General features: G+C 74.0%; 23 protein-coding genes and 1 pseudogene. 8 read left to right on the top strand and 16 right to left on the bottom strand.

Annotated features, from left to right (window positions below):
* Positions 1 to 16 precede the first annotated feature (16 nt).
* Both ALMP_RS35945 and ALMP_RS35940 read right to left on the bottom strand, forming a co-directional pair.
* Positions 17 to 793, bottom strand: coding sequence for an NPP1 family protein (locus ALMP_RS35945; RefSeq protein ID WP_264935994.1), 777 nt, complete (start codon positions 791 to 793; stop codon positions 17 to 19).
* 157 nt (positions 794 to 950) lie between these two features.
* A complete protein-coding gene (locus ALMP_RS35940; protein WP_264936025.1) occupies positions 951 to 1,940 on the bottom strand; it encodes an ATP-dependent DNA ligase in 990 nt (329 codons plus the stop codon).
* Positions 1,941 to 2,180: 240 nt separating this feature from the next.
* Between ALMP_RS35940 and ALMP_RS35935 the strand changes: the two genes are divergently transcribed.
* Positions 2,181 to 2,690 (top strand): MarR family winged helix-turn-helix transcriptional regulator, encoded by a 510-nt coding sequence (locus tag ALMP_RS35935; protein WP_264935992.1) that lies wholly within the window; start codon positions 2,181 to 2,183, stop codon positions 2,688 to 2,690.
* A 3-nt stretch (positions 2,691 to 2,693) separates the two neighbouring features.
* On the opposite strand, the gene ALMP_RS35930 is transcribed toward ALMP_RS35935, so the two are convergent.
* Positions 2,694 to 3,839, bottom strand: a complete 1,146-nt coding sequence (locus ALMP_RS35930; RefSeq protein WP_264936024.1) for an MFS transporter — start codon at positions 3,837 to 3,839, stop codon at positions 2,694 to 2,696.
* A 90-nt stretch (positions 3,840 to 3,929) separates the two neighbouring features.
* Here ALMP_RS35930 and ALMP_RS35925 point away from each other — a divergent pair, with 90 nt between their 5' ends.
* The 4 genes from ALMP_RS35925 to ALMP_RS35910 all read left to right on the top strand — a co-directional run bounded on the left by ALMP_RS35925 (position 3,930) and on the right by ALMP_RS35910 (position 8,064).
* Positions 3,930 to 4,679 (top strand): helix-turn-helix transcriptional regulator, encoded by a 750-nt coding sequence (locus ALMP_RS35925; protein ID WP_264935989.1) that lies wholly within the window; start codon positions 3,930 to 3,932, stop codon positions 4,677 to 4,679.
* A gap of 131 nt (positions 4,680 to 4,810) precedes the next feature.
* A complete protein-coding gene (locus ALMP_RS35920; protein WP_264935987.1) occupies positions 4,811 to 5,191 on the top strand; it encodes a DoxX family protein in 381 nt (126 codons plus the stop codon).
* On the top strand, positions 5,188 to 5,655 hold the full coding sequence (locus tag ALMP_RS35915) for a peroxiredoxin (protein ID WP_309299579.1): 468 nt from the start codon (positions 5,188 to 5,190) through the stop codon (positions 5,653 to 5,655). The genes ALMP_RS35920 and ALMP_RS35915 overlap by 4 nt, the downstream gene beginning before the upstream one ends.
* A 66-nt stretch (positions 5,656 to 5,721) precedes the next feature.
* Positions 5,722 to 8,064: a SpoIIE family protein phosphatase gene (locus ALMP_RS35910; protein ID WP_264935985.1), complete on the top strand. Its 2,343-nt coding sequence runs from the start codon at positions 5,722 to 5,724 to the stop codon at positions 8,062 to 8,064.
* Here ALMP_RS35910 and ALMP_RS35905 read toward each other — a convergent pair whose 3' ends face one another.
* From ALMP_RS35905 to ALMP_RS35890, 4 genes are all read right to left on the bottom strand, one after another.
* On the bottom strand, positions 8,065 to 8,499 hold the full coding sequence (locus ALMP_RS35905) for a cupin domain-containing protein (protein ID WP_264935983.1): 435 nt from the start codon (positions 8,497 to 8,499) through the stop codon (positions 8,065 to 8,067). It lies immediately after the preceding gene.
* A 112-nt stretch (positions 8,500 to 8,611) separates the two neighbouring features.
* Positions 8,612 to 9,646: an LLM class flavin-dependent oxidoreductase gene (locus tag ALMP_RS35900; RefSeq protein ID WP_264935981.1), complete on the bottom strand. Its 1,035-nt coding sequence runs from the start codon at positions 9,644 to 9,646 to the stop codon at positions 8,612 to 8,614.
* A gap of 114 nt (positions 9,647 to 9,760) precedes the next feature.
* Positions 9,761 to 11,263, bottom strand: a complete 1,503-nt coding sequence (locus tag ALMP_RS35895) for a metallophosphoesterase (protein ID WP_264935980.1) — start codon at positions 11,261 to 11,263, stop codon at positions 9,761 to 9,763.
* Between the two features lie 57 nt (positions 11,264 to 11,320).
* Entirely contained in the window at positions 11,321 to 12,148 is an 828-nt protein-coding gene (locus tag ALMP_RS35890; RefSeq protein WP_264935978.1) for an MHYT domain-containing protein, read from the bottom strand.
* 215 nt (positions 12,149 to 12,363) lie between these two features.
* Here ALMP_RS35890 and ALMP_RS35885 point away from each other — a divergent pair, with 215 nt between their 5' ends.
* Complete coding sequence (locus ALMP_RS35885; RefSeq protein ID WP_264935976.1) at positions 12,364 to 14,367, top strand: S9 family peptidase; 2,004 nt, start codon at positions 12,364 to 12,366, stop codon at positions 14,365 to 14,367.
* Position 14,368: 1 nt separating this feature from the next.
* On the opposite strand, the gene ALMP_RS35880 is transcribed toward ALMP_RS35885, so the two are convergent.
* The 3 genes from ALMP_RS35880 to ALMP_RS35870 all read right to left on the bottom strand — a co-directional run bounded on the left by ALMP_RS35880 (position 14,369) and on the right by ALMP_RS35870 (position 17,218).
* Entirely contained in the window at positions 14,369 to 15,562 is a 1,194-nt protein-coding gene (locus ALMP_RS35880) for a glycoside hydrolase family 64 protein (RefSeq protein WP_264935974.1), read from the bottom strand.
* Positions 15,563 to 15,709: 147 nt separating this feature from the next.
* Positions 15,710 to 16,465 carry a dienelactone hydrolase family protein gene (locus ALMP_RS35875; RefSeq protein ID WP_264935972.1) on the bottom strand — a complete coding sequence of 252 codons (756 nt, stop codon included), beginning with the start codon at positions 16,463 to 16,465 and terminating at the stop codon, positions 15,710 to 15,712.
* Between the two features lie 132 nt (positions 16,466 to 16,597).
* A complete protein-coding gene (locus ALMP_RS35870) occupies positions 16,598 to 17,218 on the bottom strand; it encodes an L-threonylcarbamoyladenylate synthase (RefSeq protein WP_264935970.1) in 621 nt (206 codons plus the stop codon).
* 123 nt (positions 17,219 to 17,341) lie between these two features.
* On the opposite strand from ALMP_RS35870, the gene ALMP_RS44555 reads away from it, so the two are divergent.
* Both ALMP_RS44555 and ALMP_RS35865 read left to right on the top strand, forming a co-directional pair.
* Positions 17,342 to 17,701 carry a hypothetical protein gene (locus ALMP_RS44555; RefSeq protein ID WP_375803582.1) on the top strand — a complete coding sequence of 120 codons (360 nt, stop codon included), beginning with the start codon at positions 17,342 to 17,344 and terminating at the stop codon, positions 17,699 to 17,701.
* A 20-nt stretch (positions 17,702 to 17,721) separates the two neighbouring features.
* Positions 17,722 to 19,197, top strand: a complete 1,476-nt coding sequence (locus ALMP_RS35865; protein ID WP_264935968.1) for a helix-turn-helix domain-containing protein — start codon at positions 17,722 to 17,724, stop codon at positions 19,195 to 19,197.
* A 168-nt stretch (positions 19,198 to 19,365) separates the two neighbouring features.
* Here the strand turns inward: ALMP_RS35865 and ALMP_RS35860 are convergent, their stop codons facing one another.
* From ALMP_RS35860 to ALMP_RS35835, 6 genes and pseudogenes are all read right to left on the bottom strand, one after another.
* Positions 19,366 to 20,589, bottom strand: a complete 1,224-nt coding sequence (locus ALMP_RS35860) for a cytochrome P450 (protein WP_264935966.1) — start codon at positions 20,587 to 20,589, stop codon at positions 19,366 to 19,368.
* Positions 20,586 to 21,824: a cytochrome P450 gene (locus tag ALMP_RS35855; protein ID WP_264935964.1), complete on the bottom strand. Its 1,239-nt coding sequence runs from the start codon at positions 21,822 to 21,824 to the stop codon at positions 20,586 to 20,588. Before ALMP_RS35855 ends, ALMP_RS35860 begins: the two co-directional genes overlap by 4 nt.
* Positions 21,821 to 22,474, bottom strand: coding sequence for an ATP/GTP-binding protein (locus ALMP_RS35850; RefSeq protein WP_264935962.1), 654 nt, complete (start codon positions 22,472 to 22,474; stop codon positions 21,821 to 21,823). Before ALMP_RS35850 ends, ALMP_RS35855 begins: the two co-directional genes overlap by 4 nt.
* Positions 22,446 to 22,808, bottom strand: a complete 363-nt coding sequence (locus tag ALMP_RS35845; RefSeq protein WP_264935960.1) for a DUF742 domain-containing protein — start codon at positions 22,806 to 22,808, stop codon at positions 22,446 to 22,448. The genes ALMP_RS35850 and ALMP_RS35845 overlap by 29 nt, the downstream gene beginning before the upstream one ends.
* On the bottom strand, positions 22,805 to 23,227 hold the full coding sequence (locus ALMP_RS35840) for a roadblock/LC7 domain-containing protein (RefSeq protein WP_264935959.1): 423 nt from the start codon (positions 23,225 to 23,227) through the stop codon (positions 22,805 to 22,807). The genes ALMP_RS35845 and ALMP_RS35840 overlap by 4 nt, the downstream gene beginning before the upstream one ends.
* Positions 23,224 to 23,457 (bottom strand): annotated as a pseudogene (locus tag ALMP_RS35835) (protein kinase); the annotation flags it as partial. The gene ALMP_RS35840 and the pseudogene ALMP_RS35835, both read right to left, overlap by 4 nt.

Raw genomic sequence — 23,457 nt, 5'->3', positions numbered from 1 at the left:
CCGACCCCCGCTCACCTCACGCGTAGGGGTCGAAGGCGATCCCGGACGGCTTCGCCGAGGAGAGGTGGGCGGCGAAGTTCGCGTCCTTCAGGCCGAAGTTGGCGCTGCCGAAGTCGTACGCGCTCAGCTTGTCGCGCACGCCCGCCGGGTAGCCGTTCCAGCCGACCAGCGGCGGGTACTGCCAGGTGCCCTTGTGGTTCTCCGGCGGTTCGTCGTTGCTGTTGGCGAGCCGGAAGCAGTGGGTGCTGATGCCGTCCTTGTGGTACACGATCTTCGCGTGCGTGCCGTCGAAGCGGACCCCGGACGCGGCCGTGACGGTGAACGAGCCGTGGTTGGACGTCGCGACGTACCGCACCTGGCCGTTCTGCACCCACACCACGGCGTGCTCCCAGTCGTGGCGGTGCCCGCCGATGCTGCTGCCCGGCACGGCCTGGTCCTTCTCGAAGTACAGGCCGTACATGTAGGCGCACCAGCCGTTGTTGCACTTGGAGCGCGAGTAGCTGTTGGTGTTGTCCAGATCGGAGGCGTCCCGGCAGTCGCCGCTGAGCGAACCGGTCGGCTTCAGACCGCCGTTGACCGTGCCGTCGGGGCCGATCGCGGGAGTGGGGTAGCAGCCGTCGGTGTCGTAGTCGAACGCGGGCTGGTACGTCCGCTCGGCGGCCTCGGCGTTGGCGGGCAGGGCCTGTGGCGGTGCGGCGAAGGCGGTCGTGGGGACGGCGACGACGAGCGCGACGGCACCGGCGAGTCCGGTGAGCCATCTCCTGCGGTGTGCCTTGAACGTCGGTGACGACACTGCGTCCTCCTCGGGGACCGGGCGCAGCCGAACGGCTGTGGGGGTGAAGGGAGTTCAGCTTCCCGGATCTTCATGCTCACGCCAAGAGGGTGCAGGGGTTCGCGTGGTGAAGCGCGGGCCAACACTCGGCTTCCGCGCCCGCCGCGGTGATGTGCCGTCAGGAGGAGGGCGGCGGGTCGGGGAGGTCCGCCGCGGACTCCTCGGGCGTCAGGTCCGTGCGCAGCCGCAGCCAGGACGGCTGGCGCAGCATGCCCGCGCGGGTACGGGTGCTGAAGCGGACCTCGCCGACCAGCCGGGGCAGCACCCAGCGCGCGTCGGCCACCGCGGGCACCGGATCGAACGGGCAGACGTCGCTCGTGAGCCCCCGCAGCAGCGCCGCCAGCTCGGTGCGCTCGTCCTCGCTCCAGCCGGTGCCCACCCCGCCGACGTACCGCAGGCCGCCCGCGCGGTCGCGCTGGCCGACCAGGACGGCGCCGGGCAGCCCGGTGAGCCGGCCCTTGCCGGGCAGCCAGCCGCCGATCAGGACGTCCACGGCGCGCATGTTGCGGATCTTGATCCAGGCGCGGGAGCGCACACCGGGCTCGTACAGCGAGTCCAGCCGTTTGCAGACCAGCCCCTCCAGGCCGTGCGCGCGGGTCGCCTCCAGCGCCTCCCCGCCGTGGCCGACGAGCGCGCCGGGCGTCGACCAGTACGGCCCCTCCAGGGCGAGCGCCTCCAGCAGCGCCCTGCGCTCCGCGTACGGCACGCGCAGCAGGGAGCGGCCGGCCAGGTGCATCACGTCGAAGACGATGAGGTGGACGGGGACCGTCGCCGCCATTCGCGCGGCCTTGCCGGGGGCGTGCGCCAGCCCCATCCGGGACTGGAGCAACTGGAAGCTGGCGCGGCCCTGTTCGTCCAGCGCGAGCACCTCCCCGTCCAGCACGGCGGGCGTCCCGCCGAGCGCGCCGCCGAGCGGACGCAGCTCGGGGTAGGCGGCCGTGATGTCCTCCCCGGAACGGGCGCGCAGCAGCAGGCTTCCGTCGCCGGGGAGGTAGACCACCGCGCGCTGTCCGTCCTGCTTGGTCTCGTACGCCCACCGCGGGTCCTGCGCGGCCGGGGGCAGGGCGCCAGGGGTCGCGAGCATGGGGGCGATCAGCGGCAGGACCACCGGGTTCCCGGGCTTCCCCGGACCCCTGGCGGCTTCGGCTCGGCCGCGGCGCGCGGGGTTCTGGGGACCGACGGGGTTCTCGGCGTTCTCCGGACTCATGGGGCTCACGGGGTGAGGTGTCGACACGCCCGCACCGGGTCACGCGCGCGGCGGGCGTGTTTCCCCTGAACGGACCGAGCCCGCCCGCCCCGCCCCGTCGAAATTTACTTGACTTACGCAACGAGATGATAACGTGGGCGCATGTCCACCGAACCGCCCCCCGTGCCCCCCGCCGCCTCCCCGGAAGTGATCGACATCGAGCGGGCGCTCACCCGCATCACCTACCTGAGCACCCGCGCCCGCCAGCACGACCGGCTGATGTCCCTGGCCGGCGTCCCCCTCGACCGCGCCGCCGTGGCCCTCCTGCGGCAGGTCGCCGACTCCGAGCCGCTGCGGCCGGGGGAGCTGGCCCAACGGCTGGGCGTCGAGGCCTCGCACGTGACGCGCACGGTGCAGCAGTTGCAGAAGTCCGGCTACGTCCGGCGCGTCCCGGACCCCGACGACGGCCGGGCCCAGCGGATCCGGCTCACCGACGCCGGGCGGGCGGCCGTCGACCGGGTCCGGGAGGCCGGCGCCCGCGGTATGCAGCTGGCGCTGGCCGAGTGGTCCCCGGAGGACCTGCGGCAGCTCGCCACGCTCTTCCACCGCATGGTCGACGACTTCCTCTCGCACGCCGTCGAGGACGACAGCGAGCAGCCGGCCGGCACCTGAGCCTCAGACCCGCTCCCGCGTCCCGGCCACCACGGCACCCCCCGGGGCGGGCTCGCGCAGCCCGCGCAGCAGCGCCCACGCCACGACCGGCGGCACCAGCAGCGGCAACAGACCCGTGCGCAGCGAGGTGGCGTCCGCGAGCGCGCCCAGGGCCGGTGCCGCCAGGCCCCCGACGCTCACCGTCAGCCCCAGGGTGACGCCGCTCGCGGTCCCCACACGCCGGGGCAGACAGTCCTGGCCCAGCGTCACGTGCAGCGAGAACGGCACGAACAGCCCGGCCGAGGCGAGCGCCACACACCCGTACAGCGCGGGCCCCGGCACCCACACCACACCCGCGACCGCCACCACCGTCACCAGGTACGAGCGCCGCACGACCGTCAGCCGCCCGTACCGCCGGGCCAGCCGGCTCCCGGCCAGCGTCCCCACCGCGCCCCCCGCGTACAGCACGGCCAGCGCGGCCGTACCGGCCGCCGCCCCGCCGCCGACGCGCTCCCGCACGTACAGCGCCACGAACGCGCTCAGGCCGACGAAGACGACCGAGCGGCACACCACCGCCCCCGACAGCCGCAGGAACGACGCCCAGTCGTCGCGCCCCTGCGGCCGCGCCGCCGGACCGCCCCCGGCCCGCGCGGCGGACGCCGAGCGCACCGCGGCCGCGCACAACAGGGCGCCCGCCACCGCCGGCACGCCCAGCAGGGGAGTGGCCCGCAGCCCCCCGCCCGCGACCACCGCCGACACCAGCGGCGGGGCGAACGCGAACCCGACGTTGCCGCCGAGCGCGAACCAGCCCATCCCGGTGTCCCGGCCGCCCGAGACGGCGCGCGCCGCCCGCGCGGCCTCCGGATGGTAGGCGGCCACCCCGATCCCGGACACGGCGACCGCCGCCAGGGTGAGCGCGTACGAACCGCCCACCCCGCTGCACGCGATGCCCGCCCCGGCCACCAGCGCGCTCAGCGGCAGCAGCCACGGCATCGCCCACCGGTCGGTCAGCACGCCGAACAGCGGCTGCGCCACCGACGACAGCACGGACGCCGCCAGGACGATCGCGGAGGCGGCGGCGTAGGAGTAGGCGCGCTCGGCGACGAAGAAGGGCACCAGCGCGGCCACGGCCCCCTGGTACACGTCCACGCAGGCGTGGCCCAGGGACATCAAGGTGACGGCACGGCTCTCAGGATTCTTGGACACCCCGCGATCGTCGCGGCGCCGCCGTCTGCCGCGCTTCCGATAATCTGCCCACTTGTGTCGAACATCCGCCACACCCCGCAGGCCCCCACCCGCGCCCGGGCCCTCGCCGCCGGGGAGCGCATCGACGCCCACCGGCACGACGACCACCAGATCGTCTACGCGGGCTCCGGCGTCCTGGCCGTCACCACCGACGCCGGCACCTGGTTCGCGCCCGGCACCCGCGCCCTGTGGGTGCCCGCCGGAACCGCCCACGCCCACCGCGCCTACGGCCACCTGGATCTGCACCTCGTCGGCCTGCCCGCCGACGACAACCCCCTCGGACTGGACGCCCCCACGGCCCTCGCCGTCAGCCCGCTGCTGCGCGAACTGATCCGCGCCTACACCCGGTCGCCCGAGGACACGAGCCCCGAGCGGGCCCGCCTGCTCGCCGTTCTGCGCGACCAGCTGCGTGTCTCGCCGCAGCAGCCGATGCGGCTGCCCACCGCCGCCGACCCCCGGCTGGCCGCCGTGTGCGCGCTCGTCCACGCCGACCCCGCCGACCAGCGCACCCTCGCCGCGCTCGGCACCGCCACCGGAACCGGCGAACGCACCCTGAGCCGTCTCTTCCGCCGCGAGTTCGGCATGACCTTCCCGCAGTGGCGCACCCAGTGCCGCCTCTACCACGCCCTGCGGCTGCTGGCCGACGGCACACCCGTCACCACCGTCGCCCACCGCTGCGGCTGGTCCTCGGCCAGCGCGTTCATCGACGTCTTCCGCCGGGCGTTCGGCTGCACACCCGGAACGCACCAGCGCGCCCAGGGCTGATCTCCCCTGCCCGGCAAGGGAGTTGAGCGGCACCGCCGGCCCGGGCGGGGGCGGAGCGGAGCGGACCCCGGCGCCGGGGCGCGCCGCGCGCTCCCGTAGGATCGCCCGCCTGGCCGTCAGGAGGAGGAACCGTGCCCCGGTCCGAACGCTCACCCCTACTGCTCGCCGGCCTGCTGGCCGGCGCGGGCGTCGCCCACTTCGCCGCACCACGTACATTCGACGAGATCGTGCCGCGCGCCCTGCCGGGCTCGCCCCGGACCTGGACCTACGCCAGCGGCGTCGCGGAGCTGGCCCTGGCGGCCGGCGTGGCGCTGCCCGCGACCCGGAAGGCGGCCGCGCTCGCGACCGCGGCGTTCTTCGTCGGCGTCTTCCCCGCCAACGTCAAGATGGCCGTCGACTGGCGCCACCGGCCCGCCCCGCTCAAGGCCGCCGCGATCGGCCGGCTGCCCCTCCAGCTCCCCCTCGTGCTGTGGGCGCGCGGCGTCGCGCGGAACGCGGAGGGACGGTCATGACCAAGGCCCTGGAGACCGGCGACCTGGTCGAGGACTTCGCCCTGCCGGACGAGACCGGCACCGTGCGCCGCCTCACCGAACTGCTCGCCGACGGACCCGTCGTCCTCTTCTTCTACCCCGCCGCCCTCACCCCCGGCTGCACCGCGGAAGCCTGCCACTTCCGCGACCTGGCCGCCGAGTTCGCCGCCGTCGGCGCACGGCCCGTCGGCATCAGCGGCGACCCCGTCGACCGCCAGCAGGAGTTCGCCGGACGCCACGGCCTCGGCATGCCGCTGCTGTCCGACACCGACGGCGCGGTGCGGGAACGGTTCGGCGTGAAGCGCGGCTTCTCCCTGGCCCCCACCAGGCGGGTCACCTTCGTCATAGCGCGGGACCGCACCGTGCTGGAGGTCGTGCGCAGCGAGCTGCGCATGAACACCCACGCCGACCGCGCCCTGGAGGCACTGCGCGCCCACCGCGCCTGAGCACCCCGTGCCCCTTCGGCCCGGTCGCGGTTGATGAGCCGGGCCTAAGGGACCATTCTGGACGATATGGAGCATGTCGTCGCTGCGGCGGTCATCGATGCCCGGGGCATCGTGACGGGCTGGAGCGAGGGTGCCCGGGTGCTGACCGGCCACGCGGCCGAGGACGTGGTGGGCCGCCCCGCGGCCGACCTGCTCGCCGAGGACCCTCCGCCGCGCACGGACGGAGCGTGGATCGGCCCCGTCGTGGTACGCCACCGTGACGGCAGCCCGGTCTCCCTCACCGTGACCGCCTGCCCGGTGGTCGGGCCCGACGGGACGCCCGCGGGCCTCACCCTCACCGCCGAGCGGCCCCCCGCCCCGGAGGCGACCCTGGCGGGGCGCGCCTTCCAGCAGGCCTCCATGTCCATGTCGGTCTTCGACACCCGCCAGCGCTACCTCCGGCTCAACGACGCGGCCTGCAAGGTCATGGGCGTGCCCGAGGACGTGCTGCTCGGCCGGCACTTCCCGGAGACCGTCGAGGACGCCGAGCACAGCCGGGGCTTCAACTACCACCTCCGCCAGGTCGCCGAGACCGGCCGCCCGGCCCGCTACGAGAGCTTCACCGGCGCTCCCTCCCTCAACCGGGAGCACGCCTGGAGCATCGAGATGTGGCCCCTGCGGGACGCCGACGGGGAGGTCGGCGGGGTCGCCCTGGCCGCCTTCGACAGCACCGAGCAGTACTGGGCCCGCCGGCGCCTGGCCATGCTCAACGAGGCCGCGGCCTCCATCGGCACCACCCTGGACGTGGTGCGCACCGCCGAGGAACTCATCGGAATCCTGGTGCCGCAGTTCGCCGACTTCGCCAGCGTCGACCTGCTGGACTGGGTCCTCGGCGCGGACGAGCCGCCCGCCGCGCCCGACGACCGGATCGTGCTGCGCCGCGTCGCCCACGGCTCCGTCCACGAGGGCACCCCCGAGGCGGGCGTCCGGCTGGGCGGCACGGACACCTATCCGCCGCACAGCGCGCCCGCGCGCGCCCTGCGCGAGGGGCGGGCGGTCCTCAGCCAGGCGGGCGAGCCCGACTTCATGCGCTGGATCGCCGAGCACGACGCCCAGGCCCCGGAGGGGCGCCGCTTCCGCCGCGGCGTCCACTCGATGCTGGCGGTACCGCTGCGCGCCCGGGGCACCACCCTGGGCGTCGCCGTCGGCGTCCGCATCGCCCACCCCGACGACTACGGGGCCGACGACGCCCTGTTCGCCGAGGAACTCGCCAGCCGGGCCGCCGTCTGTGTCGACAACGCCCGCCGCTTCGCCCGCGAGCGCACCACCGCGCTCGCCCTCCAGCACAGCCTGCTGCCCCGCGGTCTGCCCGGCCAGGCGGCCGTCGAGGTCGCCCACCGCTATCTGCCCAGCGGCTCCACCGCCGGGATCGGCGGCGACTGGTTCGACGTGATCCCGCTGTCCGGCAGCCGGGTCGCCCTCGTCGTCGGCGACGTGGTCGGGCACGGCATCCCGTCCTCGGCGACCATGGGCCGGCTGTGCACCGCCGTGCGCACCCTCGCCGACGTCGACCTGCCGCCCGACGAGCTGCTCACCCACCTCGACGATCTCGTCACCCACCTGGCGGCCTACGACGGCGCCGACGACGACGTCGCGGAACTCGGTGCCACCTGCCTGTACGCCGTCTACGACCCGGTCACCCGCCGGCTCGCCCTCGCCGCCGCCGGCCACCCCGCCCCCGCCGTCGTCCTGCCCGACGGCGAGACCCGCCTCCTGCCCCTCGCCCCCGGTCCGCCGCTCGGGGTCGGCGGACTGCCCTTCGAGGCGACCGAGCTGGAGCTGCCCGAGGGCTCGGTCGTCGCCCTGTACACGGACGGCCTCGTCGAGGACCGCGACCGGGACGTCGACCGGGCCACCGCCGAGCTGTGCAGCGCGCTGACCGCGCCCGCCGCCTCCCTCGACGCGCTGTGCGACACCGTCCTCAAGGCGGTCCTGCCGGAGGAGCCCAGCGACGACGTCGCCCTCCTGCTGGCCCGCACCCGCGCGCTCGGCGCCGACCAGGTCGCCACCTGGGACGTCGATCCCGACCCCGCCCTGGTGGCCGCCACCCGGCAGGCCGCCACGGAGCAACTGGAGACCTGGGGACTGGAGGAGACCGCGTTCGTCACCGAACTCGTCGTCAGCGAGCTGGTCACCAACGCCATCCGCTACGGCGAACCGCCCATCCAGCTCCGCCTGATCCGCGACCGGACCCTCATCTGCGAGGTGTCCGACGGCAGTTCCACCTCCCCGCACCTGCGCCGTGCCCACTCCGACGACGAGGGAGGGCGCGGGCTGCTCCTCGTCGCCCAGCTCACCCAGCGCTGGGGCAGCAGGCAGACCACACGGGGCAAGACCATCTGGGCGGAGCAGACGCTGCCCCGGGAGTGATCACTCGAACGGGCAGCCGGGGTTCGGCGCGTCCTCGGAGAACGGCGCCCCGTGCGGCAGCACGTACAGCACCTCCAGGACCAGGGGCGTGGTGCCGAGGTTGCGCCCGATGTGCACGTAACCGGGCCCGGCGGGCTCCTGGATGGCCTCGCCCACCGTGTACTCGCCGTCCTGGGCGCAGGTCGAGTCGTAGTGGCTGAGGGTGCCCTGCTTCACGACGCCGTACAACGGTCCGTCGTGGTAGTGCCAGCCGGTGGCCTGGCCGGGCGGGATCGTCACCTCCCGCAGCACGTAGTCCGTGTTCCCGACGGTCGTGCGGGCGATCACCCGGCCACTGACCCCGGGCCCGGCCGGCGTCGCCTGGGCGACCGGGGCGGCCAGCACGGTCGCGGCAACGACCGCACCGGTGACGGCGACACGGAACGAGGTGCGCACAAGAGCCTCCTACGGGCGGCGTTCGCGGGGGACGACGACAGCGCGTCCCCCGCGAACCTAGCGGAAAACAAAGGCAGTTGGAGCCCTTGTTCGCGCGCCTCCGGCGCGATCGTCAGACGCCCGTGCCCGGCCGCCACCCCAGCGCCGGCCCGAGCTTCGTCGCCATGTCGGTCAGGATCTGTACGTAGTCCTCGTGCGCGAAGGTGAACGGCAGCGCGAACGCCACCTCGTCGATCTCACGGAACGCGGCGTGCGCGTGCAGGCGTTCGGCGATCTCGGCGGAGGTGCCCACCAGGTCGGGGGCGAACAGCATGCGGGCCGGGCCCTGCGGGGCGGCCGTACGGGGCAGCCGTCGCGCGGCGAACTCCGCGTACTTCGCGCGCTGTCCGGGCGAGGCGGAGTCGGTGGGGATCACGACGAGGCCCTGGGAGACACGGGCCGCCTCGCCGTCGGGGTGGGCGGCGCGGAAGGCCCGGACGTGGGACAGCTGGATCCGGGCGAAGTCCGGGTCCTCCTCCGTCCCTTCGGCCTTGACGACGCTGCTGGTCAGGAAGTTCATGCCGTGCTCCCCGGCCCACCGCGCCGAACCGAGGCTGCCACCGCCGTACCACAGGCGCCGGCCGAGCCCCGGGGACTGCGGCTGCACCCGGTCCGAGAACACCTCGAAGCCCTCGACGCCGCTGAAGTCGGTGGCCGGCTTGCCGCGCACGAAGTCCAGCAGCCGCCGCACCCGCTCGTGGCCGAAGTCCTCGGCGTCGCCCGTGTCCGGGTACAGCGCGCCCTTGACCTGGTCGTAGCGCATCGGCGGGCCCACGCTCACGCCCGGGTTGAGACGGCCCCCGGACAGGAGGTCGACGGTCGCCAGGTCCTCGGCCAGCCGCAGCGGGTTCTCCCAGCCCAACGGGATCACCGCGGTGCCCAGTTCGATACGGCTGGTGCGCTGCGAGGCCGCCGCCAGGACGGCGACGGGGGAGGAGATGCCGTACTGGAGGTGCCGGTGGCGCACCCACGCGCTGTCGAAGCCCAGCCGTTCGCCCAGCTCGATGATCTCCAGCGTGGACTCGTGCCCCCGGCGCGGGTCCTCCTCGTCGAACAGCCCGATGGTCAGGAAGCCGAGCTTGCGCAACGGGCGGGGCGTGGGCGGCATGGGTTCCTCCATCGGTCACGGGCGGTACGGCCGTACGACCGGTGCCAACCGAAGGCGCGGACGGCGCATTCCGGACGGCCCCGGGCCCGGCGTCCGCACGGTCGCCGTCGCCGGTCAGGGCAGCGGGATGATGACGTCGTCCTCGACCGGCGGGTCGATCTCCTGGGCCCGATTGCCGGTCGCCGCGAAGCAGCGCAGCCGGACCGCGTCCGGGGAGACGTCCAGCCGCAGGAAGGACTTGAAGAACGGCGGACTGTACGTCGCCGAACTCGGCGAGAACAGCTGCGTGTAGATCTTCCGCACGGGCAGCCGGAAACGGGCGGCACGGTCGGGACGGCGGCCCGTGCCCAGCAGGGTGGCGACCAGCCGGACCCGCCGGGTGACCCTGGCGGACGGGTGCGGCGCGCGGGCCGGCGTGATGCCCAGCCGCTCGGCGACGACGGCCGTCGCCTCGTCCTCGGTGAGCGTGAAGAAGCGGCGCAGACGCAGCCGGCGGCCGTAGAGGCGGCTGTAGAAGGCGAGGGAGTCGCCGCGCAGCGGATAGCAGCGGAAGTCCCGCTCGGTGACGCCCGCCACGGAGACCCGCGGGATGGTGTGCGTGGCGTGCGTGAAGGCACCGCCGCCGCCGGAGACGACGTACTGGATGGTGCGGCCGTCCACCTCCACCGGATAGCGCTGGTAGTTGTGGATGTCGCCGCCGATCGCCGCCACGAAGCGGTGGGCCGGGTCGCGGACGATGTCGTCGACCGTGCCGCCGCCCTCGATGGCGCAGGGGTGGTGCTCGCCGTCGACGTACAGGGGCGAGCCGGTGACGAGGATCTTCGCACGGGGGCCCCGCGCCACCTCGCGCAGCCATGCGCCCTGTTCGGCGTCGACCGTGCCCAGCAGACCGGTGTCGATGCCTATGACCCGCACCGGTCCGGCGTCGATCGCCCAGTACGGGCCCGGCTGCACGGCCTGTTGGGCGGGCGCCGCCCGCAACGCCCGTGCCTCGTCGAGGCGTCGGCCGTCCCCGGTGCGCGGCCGGTGCCACAGCAGCGAGCGCAGCCAGGCCCGGCTCGGCGGACGCGGCGCCGGCTCGGGGGCGAGGGGCGGGGCGTCGTCGCAGAAGACGCGCATGAACGCGCCGAGGTCCTCGTACCAGTCGTGGTTGCCCGGTATCGCGTAGATCGGCGCCCGGTAGTCCTGGTACGGGCGGAAGAACTTCGGCCCGTAGTCGTCGGCGCTGCCGACGGGGTAGATCACGTCGCTGGCCAGGACGGCGAAGTCGGTCCCCCGACTCACCTTCAAAAAGCCCGGTACGACGGAGTACTGCGGGTCGTCGCCCTCACCGGTGTCCCCGATGACCATGAACGAGAACCGCTCCGGGGTGTCGCGCCGGATCACCTTGTCGGCGGGCGCTCCGGCCGCGGCGCGCTGCGCGACCCAGCGGCCGCGGGTACGACCGGTCGGGTCACCGAACCAGGACGCCAGCACCCCGTTGCGCGCCGCCCACAGCATCCTCGGGTCCAGCCAGGAGATCTTCTCGGAGCGGCTCGGCATGAGCTGCCGGTACGCGCCGTGCTCGGCGCCGCCCCAGCCGGCGCCCGCGGCGGTATCGCGTGAGGAGTCAGACACCGGTGCACCGTAGCAATGATCAACAAGGATGTTCGGAAGGGGGCCGATAGCCCCCGCTCACCCCTGTCCGTGGCTCCACGACCGTGCGGCGGCGGTCCGCCCGGACCGCTCCTCCTGGGCGGGCGCGGGCGGCCGGGGCCGGTTCCACTCGCCGTCGCCGAGGACGAGCAGGGGGTCGAACATCACCACCACGCCGGCCAGCAGCAGGAAGACGACCGGGCCGACGAGCATCGGCAGCAGCAGCGAGGTCGGTGTGTCGCCGGCCCAGGACGAGACGGTGCCGTGCAGATGGACGCTGACGGCGGCCATGCCGGTGTAGTGCATCCCGGACACGGCGACGCCCATCACCAGGCTCGCGCCCAGACTGGTCAGGAACCCGCGGATGGTGACGGCCGCCCACAGCGCCGCCGTCGCGGCGACGATCGCGATCAGCACGGAGAGGGCGACCATGACCGGGTCGTAGCGGATGCTCGCGTTGAGCTGCATGGCCGCCATGCCGAGGTAGTGCATGGCGGCGATCCCCAGACCCGTGACGGTGCCCGCGAGGCAGAGCGTCGCGCGGCCCGCGCCGCGGTAGCCCACGACGAACACGCCGAGGCCGACCACGACGATCGCGACCGCGAGACTGAACACCGTCAGGCCGAGGTGATAGCCGATCCGTGTCTCCTCCACCTGGAACCCGATCATGGCGATGAAGTGCATCGTCCAGATGCCGCAGCCGATCGACGCGGCCCCGAGGGCCAGCCAACCGGGCTTCCACGACTGCCTGTCGATCAGTGACCGCACGATGCAGCGCAGGCCCAGGGCTCCTCCCAGACAGGCCATCACATAGGCCGCGACCGGTGTCACCACCCCGTACCGGAACCCGTCAACCGTGCCTTCCATTGCCAACTCCCCCCAGAGTTACGGCTGTTCGTGGAGGCAGGTCTACGGGCAACGGACCCGCGAAGCAAGCCCTTACCGAGTGGTGCCCTGGGTGAGTCGACCGGGGTGTGACCGAAAAGTGAGCGAATGTGAGGGAATTTGAGTGGAGCTGAGTGGAGGGGAGATGTGATTCGAACGTAAGTTTGAAATCTTGGTGTGGTGGAAGAAGCCCGTACGTGCACATCGCTCCCTTGCCCGAACAGCTCGCCCGCACCGCCCGCCTCACCCGAGGCGCCCCCCACCGCTTCACCCTCACCCCGGACGGCTCGACCCTCCTCTTCCTGCGCGGCCGCGCGGGCGACGACCCCGCCGACCGCCTCTGGTCCCTGGACACCCGCACGGGCACGGAACGCCTCCTGGCCGCACCGCCCGAAGGTGTCGACACCTACGCCACCGACCGCGCCGCCCGACTGATCGTCTGCGCGGCGGCCGGCGCCCTGTGGACGGCGGACACCGAACCCCGCCGCCTGCCCACCCCGTGTCCGGCGTCCGACCCGCGCCCCGACCCCACCGGCCGGCACATCGCCTACCTCCACGCCGGCGCGCTGCGCGTCGTCCGGGCCGACGGCACCGCCGACCGGGCCCTGGCCCGACCGGACGGCCCGCACGTGGAGTTCGGGTCGGCGGAGCACACGCACACCACCTCACCGGACGATCCGCGCGGCCACTGGTGGTCCCCGGACGGCACCCGCCTGCTGGTCGCCCGCGCCGACCGGAGCCGCGTCCGCCCCTGGCCGACGTACAGCGGCACCCCGGGCCCGCGCCGGCTCGCCGCCGCCGGGACGCCCAACGCGGAGGTCACCCTGTGGCTCGTCGGCCTCGACGGCTCACGCCTGCCGGTGCCCTGGGACCGCGACGCCCACGAGTACCTCGTCGGCGCCGGCTGGGACCGCCACGGCCCCTACGCCGTCGTCCAGTCCCGCGACCAGCGCACCCTGCGCTTCCTGACCGTCGACCCGGCCGACGGCCGCACCGCCGTCCTGCACGAACAGCGCGACGAGCCGTGGCTGCACCTCGTCCCCGGCCTGCCCGCCCGTATCGACTCCGGCGCCCTGCTCACCCACCGCGACCTGCGCGGCACCCGGCACCTCCTCGACGACGGCGTCCCCGTCACCCCGCCGGGACTCCACCTGCGCGCGGTGCTGGGCGTCGACGGCGACGACGTGCTGTTCACCGCCTCCGAGGAGCCCACCGAAACCCATCTGTGGACCTACCGGGCGGGACACGGCGCACGCCGGCTGACCTCGGCGCCCGCCGTGCACACGGGAGCGCGCCGCGCCGCCACCCTGGTGTGCGAGGCCCGCGGCGCGCACCGGGACGTCACCGTGGTCCGGCCCGGGCGACCGCCCCTCGCCGTCTCCTCCTACGCCGAACGCCCGGTGCTCCAGATGCGTGCCACCTCCCTCCGCCTCGGCCCGAGCGAGCTCCGCGCCCGTCTGCACCTTCCTTCCTGGCACCGCCCCGGCAGCGGGTCCCTGCCGGTCCTCCTCGACCCCTACGGCGGGGCGGGCGCCCAGCGCGTCACCGCGGAGACCGACCCGAACACCCTGCTCGCGCAGTGGTTCGCCGAGCACGGCTTCGCCGTCCTGGTCGCCGACGGCCGCGGCACGCCCGGGCGCGGACCGGACTGGGAACGCGCCGTCCACGGCGACCTGTTCGGACCCGCCCTCGACGACCAGGTCACCGCCCTGCACGAGGCCGCCCGCCACCACCCCGACCTCGACCTGGGCCGGGTCGGCATCCGCGGCTGGTCCTTCGGCGGCACGCTCGCGCTGTTCGCCGTCCTGCGCCGCCCCGACGTCTTCCACGCGGCCGTCGCCGGCGCCGGGGTCACCGACCAGCGGCTGTACGACGCCCACTGGCGGGAACGGTTCCTCGGCCACCCGGACGCGCACCCGGACCGGTACGAGGCGGCCTCACCGCTTCACGAGGCGCACCGTCTGACCCGGCCCCTGCTGCTCCTGCACGGCCTCGCCGACACCAAGGTCCCGCCCGCGCACACCCTGCGGCTGTCCGCCGCACTGCGCGCCGCCGGCCGCCCGCACGAGCTGGTGCTGCTGCCCGGCGCCGGTCACCGGCCCGTCGGCACGCCGCTCACCGACGACGCGCTGCGGCCCCAGATCGACTTCCTGCGCCGTCACCTGGCGCCCGCCGCCGACGCCGCCCCGACCGCCGGCTGAGTCAGTTCAGCGGATCGAGCGTCAGATACGCCTGGCGCGGTGCCGCGTCGTGGACGAGGGACTCGTGGTGGCCGACGTCGTCGAAGGCGAACGCGTAGGCCTTCCCGTCGGCCATCTGGGCGTGGATCTTGCGGGCGTAGTGGTTGGTCACCGGGTCCTGGTAGAAGCTCGCCGCCGTGGTGTCCGGCTGGTCCGGGTTGACCAGCAGGGTCGACCGGTTGAAGCCCGCGCACAGCGTGCGGGAGATCGGGCCGCGCACCGTGTCGTTGGGGGCGTCCAGCAGCCGGTGACAGCCGAAGACGCTGTCCGCGTCCGGTTTCTGGAAGCTCGTGACGACGGCCCCCGAGCCGTCGGTGAAGCGCAGGACGCCGCCCGAGACCCGGCCGTGGTACTTGATCGAGGGCCGGTCCGCGAACGGGGTCACCGTCAGCGTCGTCGTCGCGTACTTCTGCCAGACGCGGTTGACGTAGTCGTCCATCACCGACCTCGGCAGCGCCCCGGTTTCCACGCCGTACAGCGGCGCCAGCGCGCGCAGGACCGTGCCGTCGGGGCGGGTCTGGATCAGGTTCGCCCAGCCGCCGGGCTGTCCCCGCAGGGCGTTGAAGAAGCCGTTGTAGCCGCCCGGCCTGAGCCGTCCGGTGCTGCTCACGCTCCCGTCGGACCGCTGCACGCCGACCGCGTACGGCGCGGAGAACATGTCGACCTGCGTGCTGTTGAGCCACAGGCCGGAGTCGTTGAGCGTGTACTCGGACCAGTTGAAGAGGATGTCGCGGTTGGGGTCGGCGGGGTTCTGCACGGCCGGCTGCACCAGCCCGCCGGTGGTCAGCCGGAAGACAAGCTTCCGCCCGTAGGAGAAGTAGACGCGCCCCGAGAACTTCGGGAGGCGGATGGTCGTGGACTGCCCGGCGGCCGGACCCGGGATCGAGGCGTCGGGGGCGGGCGTGGGCGGGTTGCCGCCCGCGGGCCAGGCGTGGAACGTGCCGCCCGCGTCGGCCCAGCCCTGCCGGCCGCTCGACAGCTGGGTGCCGAGGTTGTAGACGTACAGCGGCTCGCCGCGGCCGGAATTGTTGGTGATCTTCAGGGGGATGGTGTCGGGAACCGCGGCGTGCGCCGGGGGTCCCAGCGTGAGCAACGCGCCGACCAGGGCCGCGGCTCCCGCCGCTGCCGCCAGTCGGGACCTGAGTGAGCGAAGCACTCTCCACCTCCGTGAGGGTAGGCCTGTGGGGTTGGTCCGTACCTTGTTGAGAGCGCTCTCACCGTCGCATCGGGATGTGGGCATGTCAATGATGGCGGCGGTAGGAGGCGCCCCGGTGCCTTCACCCCGGGGCGCCTCGGGGGAGGGTCAGAACGTGCGCTTCAGAAGATCCAGCAGCTCCGTCCAGTGCCGCTCCGCGCCCTCCTCGTGGTACGCGGCCGTGTCGGCCTGGGTGAAGCCGTGCGGCGCGCCCTCGTAGACCTCGCAGCGGTGCCGGACGCCGGCCGAGGTCAGTGCCCGCTCCAGGCGCTCGATCTGCTCGGGCGGCAGGGACGGGTCGTCGTCGGCGTGACCGAAGTACAGCTCGGCCGTGATCCGGTCGGCCACCAGGTGCGGGCTGTCGGGCGCGTCGGTGGCGAGCCGCCCGCCGTGGAAACCGGCCGCGGCGGCGACCCGGTCCGGGTAGGTGCCGGCGGTCAGCAGGGAGAGCCGGGCACCCATGCAGTAGCCGGTCAGGGCGACCGGCCCGTCGGCGACGAGCGGACTGTGCTCCATCCACCGCAGCCAGGCGCCGGCGTCCCGCATGGCCAGGTCGTTGGTCAGGGACTCCATCACCGGCCTCAGCCGCTGCCACATCTCCGGGCGGGCGGCGGGGTCGATGAACTCGGGCAACTCCACGACCGGGGCCCGTCCATGACGGTAGAAGACGTTCGGGACCAGCACCGTGTACCCGGCCCCGGCGAGCCGGTCGGCCATCGCGCGCAGGTGCGGACGCAGACCGAACGCGTCCTGGTACAGCAGCACACCCGGACGGGGCGTCCCGTCGCCGGCATGGGCGAGATGGGCGTCCGCGACGCCGTCCTCGGTGGGGATGTCCACGGCTGTTCCCTGTACGGAGGTCATGGGGCTGCCTCTCTGCGCGGTTCACGGCAAGCGGTGGTCGGCCCGGCGGGGCCGGGCCGCGACCATCGTTGCACGTGCCATCCAACCCGCCGTGCGCGGCCCGGCGCGGCCCCGGCGCCTCTCACCGGACTCTCACTCGAAGCGGGAGGTGTCACCCGCCCCGCGCCGCACGATCTCCGCCTCGCCCTCGGAGAAGTCGATGACCGTGGTCGGCTCGGTGCCGCAGTCCCCGGAGTCCACCACGCCGTCCACCACGTGGTCGAGCCGGTCCTTGATCTCCCAGCCCTGGGTCATCGGCTCGTCCTCGCCGGGCAGCAGCAGGGTGCTGGACAGCAGCGGTTCGCCCAGCTCGGTCAGGAGGGCCTGGGTGACGACATGGTTTGGGATGCGCACGCCCACCGTCTTCTTCTTCGGGTGCTGGAGCATGCGCGGCACCTCCTTCGTCGCCGGGAGGATGAAGGTGTAGCTGCCCGGCGTCGACGCCTTGACCGCGCGGAACACGTCCTTGTCCACCCGCACGAACTGGCCGAGCTGCGCGAAGTCCTGGCACACCAACGTGAAGTGGTGCCGGTCGTCCAGCTCACGGATCGCCCGGATCCGGTCGATCCCGTCCCGGGTGCCGAGCCGGCATCCGAGCGCGTAGCAGGAGTCCGTCGGGTACGCGATGAGGGCGTCGGCCCGGATGGCGGCCGCGACCTGGGCGATGGTGCGCGGCTGCGGGTTGTCGGGGTGCACGTCGTAGTACTTGGCCATCTGCCGAGCTTATGCCGTGGCCGGGGACCGTACCGGAAGGAGGCGCCGCCGTTGCGGGTGGTGCCGGTGTCGTACCGGTGGGTGCCGCTGCCGTCGCGGGTGGTGTCGCTGTCGTACCGGTAGGTGTCGCCGCCGTGTGTCGGCGGGTGCCGCCGCTGGGCGATCACGATGGTGTTCCGCCACGACGACGGCGAACGGTTCGCCTCCCTCTTGCGGCGGGCCGCGCAACGCCCGTCCCCGCGGAGCCAGATCGCCGTCGTCCTCGGCGACCGTCTCATCAGCGCGCCCGCCGTCACCGCACCCGTCTCCGACAGCCGGGCGCAGATCGCCGGCGGCTTCACCGAGGCCTTTGCGAAACAGCCGGCCGAGGACCTCGGGGCCCGGCAGCGGCCGGCGCCGGCCGGGCGAGGACAGGAGGGACCGTCCGGCCGGCGTGAGGTAACGTCCCCGACCGACACACTGGCGCGGCCCGCAGGGGCATGAGGGACGAGGAGACGGCCGGCATGGCTGGGCGGGACGACGGGAGCCGTGGTGTGGAGGGGGCGGAGCACTGGGCACAGGAGCTTCTGGGGCATCTGCGGCCCACCGGGCGTGACGTGCGGCGCATCGTCGACTGGCTCGCGGGCACCGTCGACGGCACCGTCTCCCTGCGCGACCACGACGGCACCCTCCTCGCCGGGCCGCCCACACCGCTGGACGAGGGACTCGCGGCCGACATCGTCAACGGCCGCATCGCCTCCGCCGCCTGGGAGGGCGACGGCCGGTACCTGCGCCTGATACGCGTCGAACTCCCGCCGCCCGCCGGGGCCGGAGTCCTCGCCGTCTCCCGCACGGCCCCCTTCGACCGGCGCGCCTTCGAGGTCGTCAACCACACCGCGGCCGCCCTCGAACTCCTGCTGCGCGCCGAACGCACCACCGCCACCGGACACCGGCTCGCCCGCGCCACCTCCGACCTGCGCCTGGCCATCCTGCAACTCCTCATGGTCGAGGACACGATCGCCGCCCGCCGCGTCGCCGCCGGGCTGTGGCCCGGCCTCCTCGACACCGACACCGCCTGTGTCTACGTCGTCGAGACCAGCCCCCGGGACCGCGACCGGCTCGCCGATGACTGCCTGGCGGCCACCCACGACCGGGCCCTGGTCGTGCGCTGCCCCGCCATGGACGGCCACGTCATCGTCGTCACCCCGGACGACCGGGCGGCCGGCCGGCTGCGCGGACTGTGCGGCCGCCGCACCGACGCCATCCTCGGCGGCAGCACCCGGCAGAGCCTCGCCCGCACCGCCACCGCCTACGGACAGGCCGTCAGCGCGCTCGCCGTCGCCCGTTTCCGCCCCGAAAGGGCGGCCGTGTACGCCGAACGCACGCACCCCGAACGTCTGATGGACCCCGCCGTCCTGCGCGCCTGGTCGACCCGCCTGCTGCGCCCGCTCGACACCATGCCCCACCACACCCGCGCCGAACTCCTCGCCACCACCCGGCTCGGCCTGGAGTTCACCGCCGTCAGCGCGGCGAAGGTCCTCGGCGTCAGCCGCAACACCGTCCGCGCCCGCATGGAACGCGTCGAGGGCCTCCTGGGCACCGACTTCTCCGACCTCACCGTGCGCGCCACCGTCCACCTCGCCCTCAACGCCCAGGTCGACGCCGGCGAGGAACCCGCCGAACCGGCCGCGCCCGCCACCCGGCTCACCGACCTGCTCGCCGGGCCCGCGCTGCACACCTGGGCGCGGGACCTGCTGGCCCGCCTCGACACCGACACCCGCGACCTGCGCCGCACCCTGCGCACCTGGATCGCCGCCGGCGGCAACTCCGAACGGGCCGCCCAGTTGCTCGGTGTGCACGCGCAGACCGTCCGCGAACACGTCCGCAGCGCCGAACCCGTCCTCGAACGCCAACTACTGGCCGCCGGCACCGACCTCTACGAGGTCGTCCTCGCCCATCTGGCCGTCCGTGACCTCGAAGAACCCGCTCTGCGGCCCTGACACCACCCGGCTGAATCGGGCCATCCGGACTCACCTGTGCACAGGTGAGTCCTCCGGCCCACCGAGCGGGCATCGGAACGATTCACAAGTGGCTCACCAGGGACGTAGGTTCGTGGGGCCGCGGGGGTACGACCGGAACGGGGGACCGGTCGCGCCCCCGCGCTCAGGTCAGCCGCGCGGCCGGACGGGGATCTCCTGCCAGCCGAACGCGATGAACGAGGGCACCTGCCCCAGCTCCCGCGCGTCCCGCTCCAGCCGCAGCGCGGGGAACCGCTCGAACAGCGCGGGCAGCGCCGTCAGCGCCTCCATCCGGGCCAACGGCGCGCCGACGCACCGGTGCACACCGATCCCGAACGCCAGATGGTCGTCCGCCGCGCGCGTCGCGTCGAAGACGTCCGCGTCCGCCCCGTAGCGCGCCGGGTCCAGGTTCGCCGCCGCGTACGTCGTGATGATGGCGTCCCCGGCCGGCACGGTCACGTCACCGACCTTCAGGTCGCTCACCGCGAACCGCAACGGCAGCGAGGCGATCGACGGGTGCGCCCGCAGCGTCTCGTCGACGACCGCGTCCCAGCCGATCTCCCCGCGCCGCACCGCCGCCAGCTGCTCGGGCCGGTCCAGCAGCGCCACCACCGCGTTCCCGATGAGGTTGACCGTCGTCTCGAACCCGGCGCCGATCACCAGCAGCAGCGTGTACAGCAGTTCCTCGTCGCTGAGCCGGTCGCCGTCCTCGTCACGCACCCGGATCAGCTCGGTGGTCATGTCGTCGCCCGGGTGCTCCACCTTGTGGGCGATGAGCCCGCCCAGTACCGCGCCGATCTGCTCCTGCACGAACGCCGCGTGCTCCGGGCTGGTGTCGGTGGTGTCCATGATGGCGGCGATCAGCCGGGCGGTGGCCTCCCGCATGTCGTCGGGGACGCCGAACAGTTCACAGATGATCCGCAGCGGCAGCGGGTGCGCGAACCGTGCCTTCAGATCGACCACCTCACCGCCCGCCTCCAGCGCGTCGAGCAGCTCCGCGGTGATGGCCTCCACCCGGGGACGCAGCGCCTCGGTGCGCCGGTGCGTGAAGCTCGGCGCCACGAGTTTGCGCAGCCGCGTGTGGTCGGAGCCGTACGAGGAGAGCATGTTGACCACGCCGACCCAGCCCAGGATCCAGCTCCAGGAGGGGTGTTCGCCGATCTCCGGCCACAGCCGCCAGTGCCGGCGCGGATCCTTGCTGACCTGCGGGTCGAGGATGAGCTCCTTGAGGGTGTCGTAACCGGTGGGCGCCCAGGCGGGGATGCCGCCGGGCAGCTCCACGGGCACGATCGGGCCGAGGGCGCGCAGCCGGGCGCTCTCGCCCGGGATGTCTGACCCGAACGGGTCGATGGCGATGCGGTCGGTCACGGTCACGAGGTCACTCCTGGCTGGTCGGGCGAGCGTGGGCTGAAACGGACGGGCAGCGCGGTCAGCGAGCGGTGGAACGGGCCCGGCCGCCAGGTCAGCCGCTCGCGGGGCAGCACCGGCTCGAGGTCGGGGAGCCACTGGGTGAGCCGCTCGATCGCCTCGGTGACGAGCAGCAGGGTGTGCTGCTTGACCGGGCAGGCGTGCGGGCCGGCGCCCCACGACAGATGTGAGGCGTCCTTCGGGTGCCGGCCACCGGTGCCCTCCCGTTCGGAGAAGTGCCCGAGCGCCCCGTACGACACCACCACCGGCACCGCGTCCCGCAGCCACACCCCGTGGAAGGCCACCGGCGTGCGGGCGTAGTAGATGCCGTAGTTGGCCAGCGGCGTCTCGTGGTGCAGCACCTCCACCACCGCGTCCGTCACGGGACGGGCACCGCTGGTGAGGGTGGAGTAGTAGGCCGGGTTGCCCAGGACGCGGGAGAGGGTGTTGGACAGCAGGTTCGCGGTCGGCTCGTAGCCGGCGCCGAGGGTGAGGAACACCTGCCAGGTGACCTCCTCGTGGGTCAGCCCGGCCGGGTGGTCCAGCAGCCGGCTCGGCAGGTCGTCGCCGCGCCGCTCGGCCTTGGCGGCGATCAGCTCCAGCACGTACCGGGCGTACTCCGCCTCGCCCTCGGCCGCCTGCGCGCCGCCCTCCATCATCTTGCCGAGGCCCTCGTTGAGCCGGTCGCCCTGGCTGTCCGGCAGCCCGAACAGGTCGTTGAAGACCAGCGCCATCAGCGGCCGGGTGAAGTCCTCCACCAGGTCGGCCTCGCCGCGCGGCCCGATCCGGCCGACGAGCAGCCGCACCGCCCGGTGCACGCGCGCCCGCAGGTCGTACGGCTCCACCAGGTCGAACACGTCGATGAGGGTGGTGCGGTAGCGGACATGGGCGGCGCCGTCGGCGAACAGGGCGTTGGGCCGCCACCGCATCATGCCCAGCACCGGCGAGTCGGCGGGCACCGTCGACTCCCAGGCGCGCGGGTCGTGTGAGAACGTCTCCGTGTCGTGCAGCACCTGGAGCGCCGCCCGCCGGTCGGTGACCACGTACGCCGGCACCCCGGGCGCCAGTTCCGCCCAGCCGACCGGCCCCTGGGCGCGCAGCGCCGCGTAGTAGCGGTGCGGGTCCGCCGCGAAGCCGTCCTCCCACAGTCGTACGGGCACCGAGCGCGAGAAGTCCTGCCGCTGCGGGGGATAGGTGGTCACCGGGCCTCCGCCGGGTCGCGGTCGACGAGGTGGTCGACGAGCGCGAGCAGCGCGTCGATCGAGGAGTGGGTGTCCCGCGCGTCGCAGGTCACCATCGGCGTGGCCGCCTCCAGGTCCAGCGCCCGGCGCAACTGCTCCTCGCCGTAGTGGCGGGGCGCGTCGGGGAAGGCGTTGAAGGCGACCGCGTACGGCAGCCCGCTCTCCTCCACCAGCCCCAGCACGTCGAACGACGCGTCCAGCCGGCGGCTGTCGACCAGGACGAGCGCGCCGAGCGCCCCGTAGGCGATGTCGTCCCACAGGGAACGGAACCGTTCCTGCCCGGGGGTGCCGAACAGGTACAGCACCACTCCGCCGGCCAGGCTGACACGGCCGAAGTCGATGGCGACGGTCGTCGTCGCCTTCTCCCGCACACCGGACAGGTCGTCCACGTCCGCGGAGGCCTCGCTGAGGGGTTCCTCGGTGTGCAGGGGCCGGATCTCGGACACCGAGTCGATCAGGGTCGTCTTGCCCACCCCGAAGGGCCCCGCGACGAGGATCTTCACCAGGTCCCGGGCGGTGTCCGGCAGGTGGACGGCATCGGGTGCGACGGCATCGGGTGCGACGACGTCGGCGGGGCCGGCGCTAGGCGTGCTTGAGGGCGCGGAGGCCATCGGCCACTCTCTTCAGCAGGTCGGGGTCGAACCGTCGGGCGGGCGGGATCGGCGCGCGGGTGAGGACCAGGTCGCGGTCGGCGAGGTCGGCCGCGAGGACACGTACCGCGGAGACCGGCAGCCGGAGCAGCGCCGCCGCCTCCACCAGCGCCAGCGCGCCGCCCTCCAGGGCGTCCAGCAGGGCGAGCTCGGCGGCGGGCAGTCCGGCGGGCACGGGCTCGTCGCTGCGGGCGAGCACCGACAGCCGCTCCAGGTGCGGGCGGCTGGGCCGGGCCACCCCGCCGGTCGACAGATACGCGGGAACCAGGGGGCGGCCGGCCGGGCGGCCGGTCATGCCGGAGCGTTGTCGTCGGCTCCTCGGGGCGCGGCCGTCATGGCCTTCTCGCCGAGCCGCGCCACCTGGGAGTGGACCCGGTGCGCCAGCAGGTCCAGGCGCACCTCGCCGTCCCCGTAGGCGGCCACGCAGGTGCCGTGGTCGGTCGGCACGATCAGCACATAGCCGTGGTCCGACTCGATGACGATCTGGCGGACCTCGGCCGCCTCCCGGTCGGCGAACGCTGCCGCCGCCGTGCGGCAGGCGCCCTGCACGGTGCTGGTGATGGCCGCCACCCGCTCGGCCGACGGCTGCGACAGCGCGTCGGTGTACCCCGTCACGAGCCCGTCACGGGTCAGCATGACGGCGGCCACCACGTGCGGCACCTGCAGGATCGGTTCCAGCACCCATGCCGTGTCGCCCGTGTTGCGGCTGGTCATCGGGCCGCTCCCCCTTCGTCTTCGTGTCGGTCGATGTCATGGCCCGCCCCCGCGGTGGTCCGCCGTGGGTCGACGGTGTCCGCCGGGCCGGCCTCGTGGTCGTCGGCGGTGTCCGTCGTGGGGGCCGGGGCGGCGGCGCGGGCCGCCGCGGTGCCGGACTGGAGCGCGCCGAGCGCGGCGGCGGACTCCTCCGGCCGGCGCGCCGGCCGCCGCGGCGCCGCGGGCTCCGG

Origin of the sequence: Streptomyces sp. A012304 (genome assembly GCF_026008495.1) — a bacterium.
In the GTDB taxonomy this organism is placed as follows: Bacteria; Actinomycetota; Actinomycetes; order Streptomycetales; family Streptomycetaceae; genus Streptomyces.
Note: the sequence above shows the minus strand (reverse complement) of the source record. Positions and strands in the feature narration are given on the sequence as shown.

Excerpts from the sequence above, each read along its gene's own strand:
- ALMP_RS35935 (WP_264935992.1), top strand. The coding sequence starts at position 2,181 with ATGTCCACCGAACCGCCCCCCGTGCCCCCCGCCGCCTCCCCGGAAGTG.
- ALMP_RS35930 (WP_264936024.1), bottom strand. The coding sequence starts at position 3,839 with ATGTCCCTGGGCCACGCCTGCGTGGACGTGTACCAGGGGGCCGTGGCC.
- ALMP_RS35915 (WP_309299579.1), top strand. The coding sequence starts at position 5,188 with ATGACCAAGGCCCTGGAGACCGGCGACCTGGTCGAGGACTTCGCCCTG.
- ALMP_RS35910 (WP_264935985.1), top strand. The coding sequence starts at position 5,722 with ATGGAGCATGTCGTCGCTGCGGCGGTCATCGATGCCCGGGGCATCGTG.
- ALMP_RS35900 (WP_264935981.1), bottom strand. The coding sequence starts at position 9,646 with ATGCCGCCCACGCCCCGCCCGTTGCGCAAGCTCGGCTTCCTGACCATC.
- ALMP_RS35890 (WP_264935978.1), bottom strand. The coding sequence starts at position 12,148 with ATGGAAGGCACGGTTGACGGGTTCCGGTACGGGGTGGTGACACCGGTC.
- ALMP_RS35875 (WP_264935972.1), bottom strand. The coding sequence starts at position 16,465 with ATGACCTCCGTACAGGGAACAGCCGTGGACATCCCCACCGAGGACGGC.
- ALMP_RS35870 (WP_264935970.1), bottom strand. The coding sequence starts at position 17,218 with ATGGCCAAGTACTACGACGTGCACCCCGACAACCCGCAGCCGCGCACC.
- ALMP_RS35865 (WP_264935968.1), top strand. The coding sequence starts at position 17,722 with ATGGCTGGGCGGGACGACGGGAGCCGTGGTGTGGAGGGGGCGGAGCAC.
- ALMP_RS35850 (WP_264935962.1), bottom strand. The coding sequence starts at position 22,474 with ATGGCCTCCGCGCCCTCAAGCACGCCTAGCGCCGGCCCCGCCGACGTC.
- ALMP_RS35845 (WP_264935960.1), bottom strand. The coding sequence starts at position 22,808 with ATGACCGGCCGCCCGGCCGGCCGCCCCCTGGTTCCCGCGTATCTGTCG.
- ALMP_RS35840 (WP_264935959.1), bottom strand. The coding sequence starts at position 23,227 with ATGACCAGCCGCAACACGGGCGACACGGCATGGGTGCTGGAACCGATC.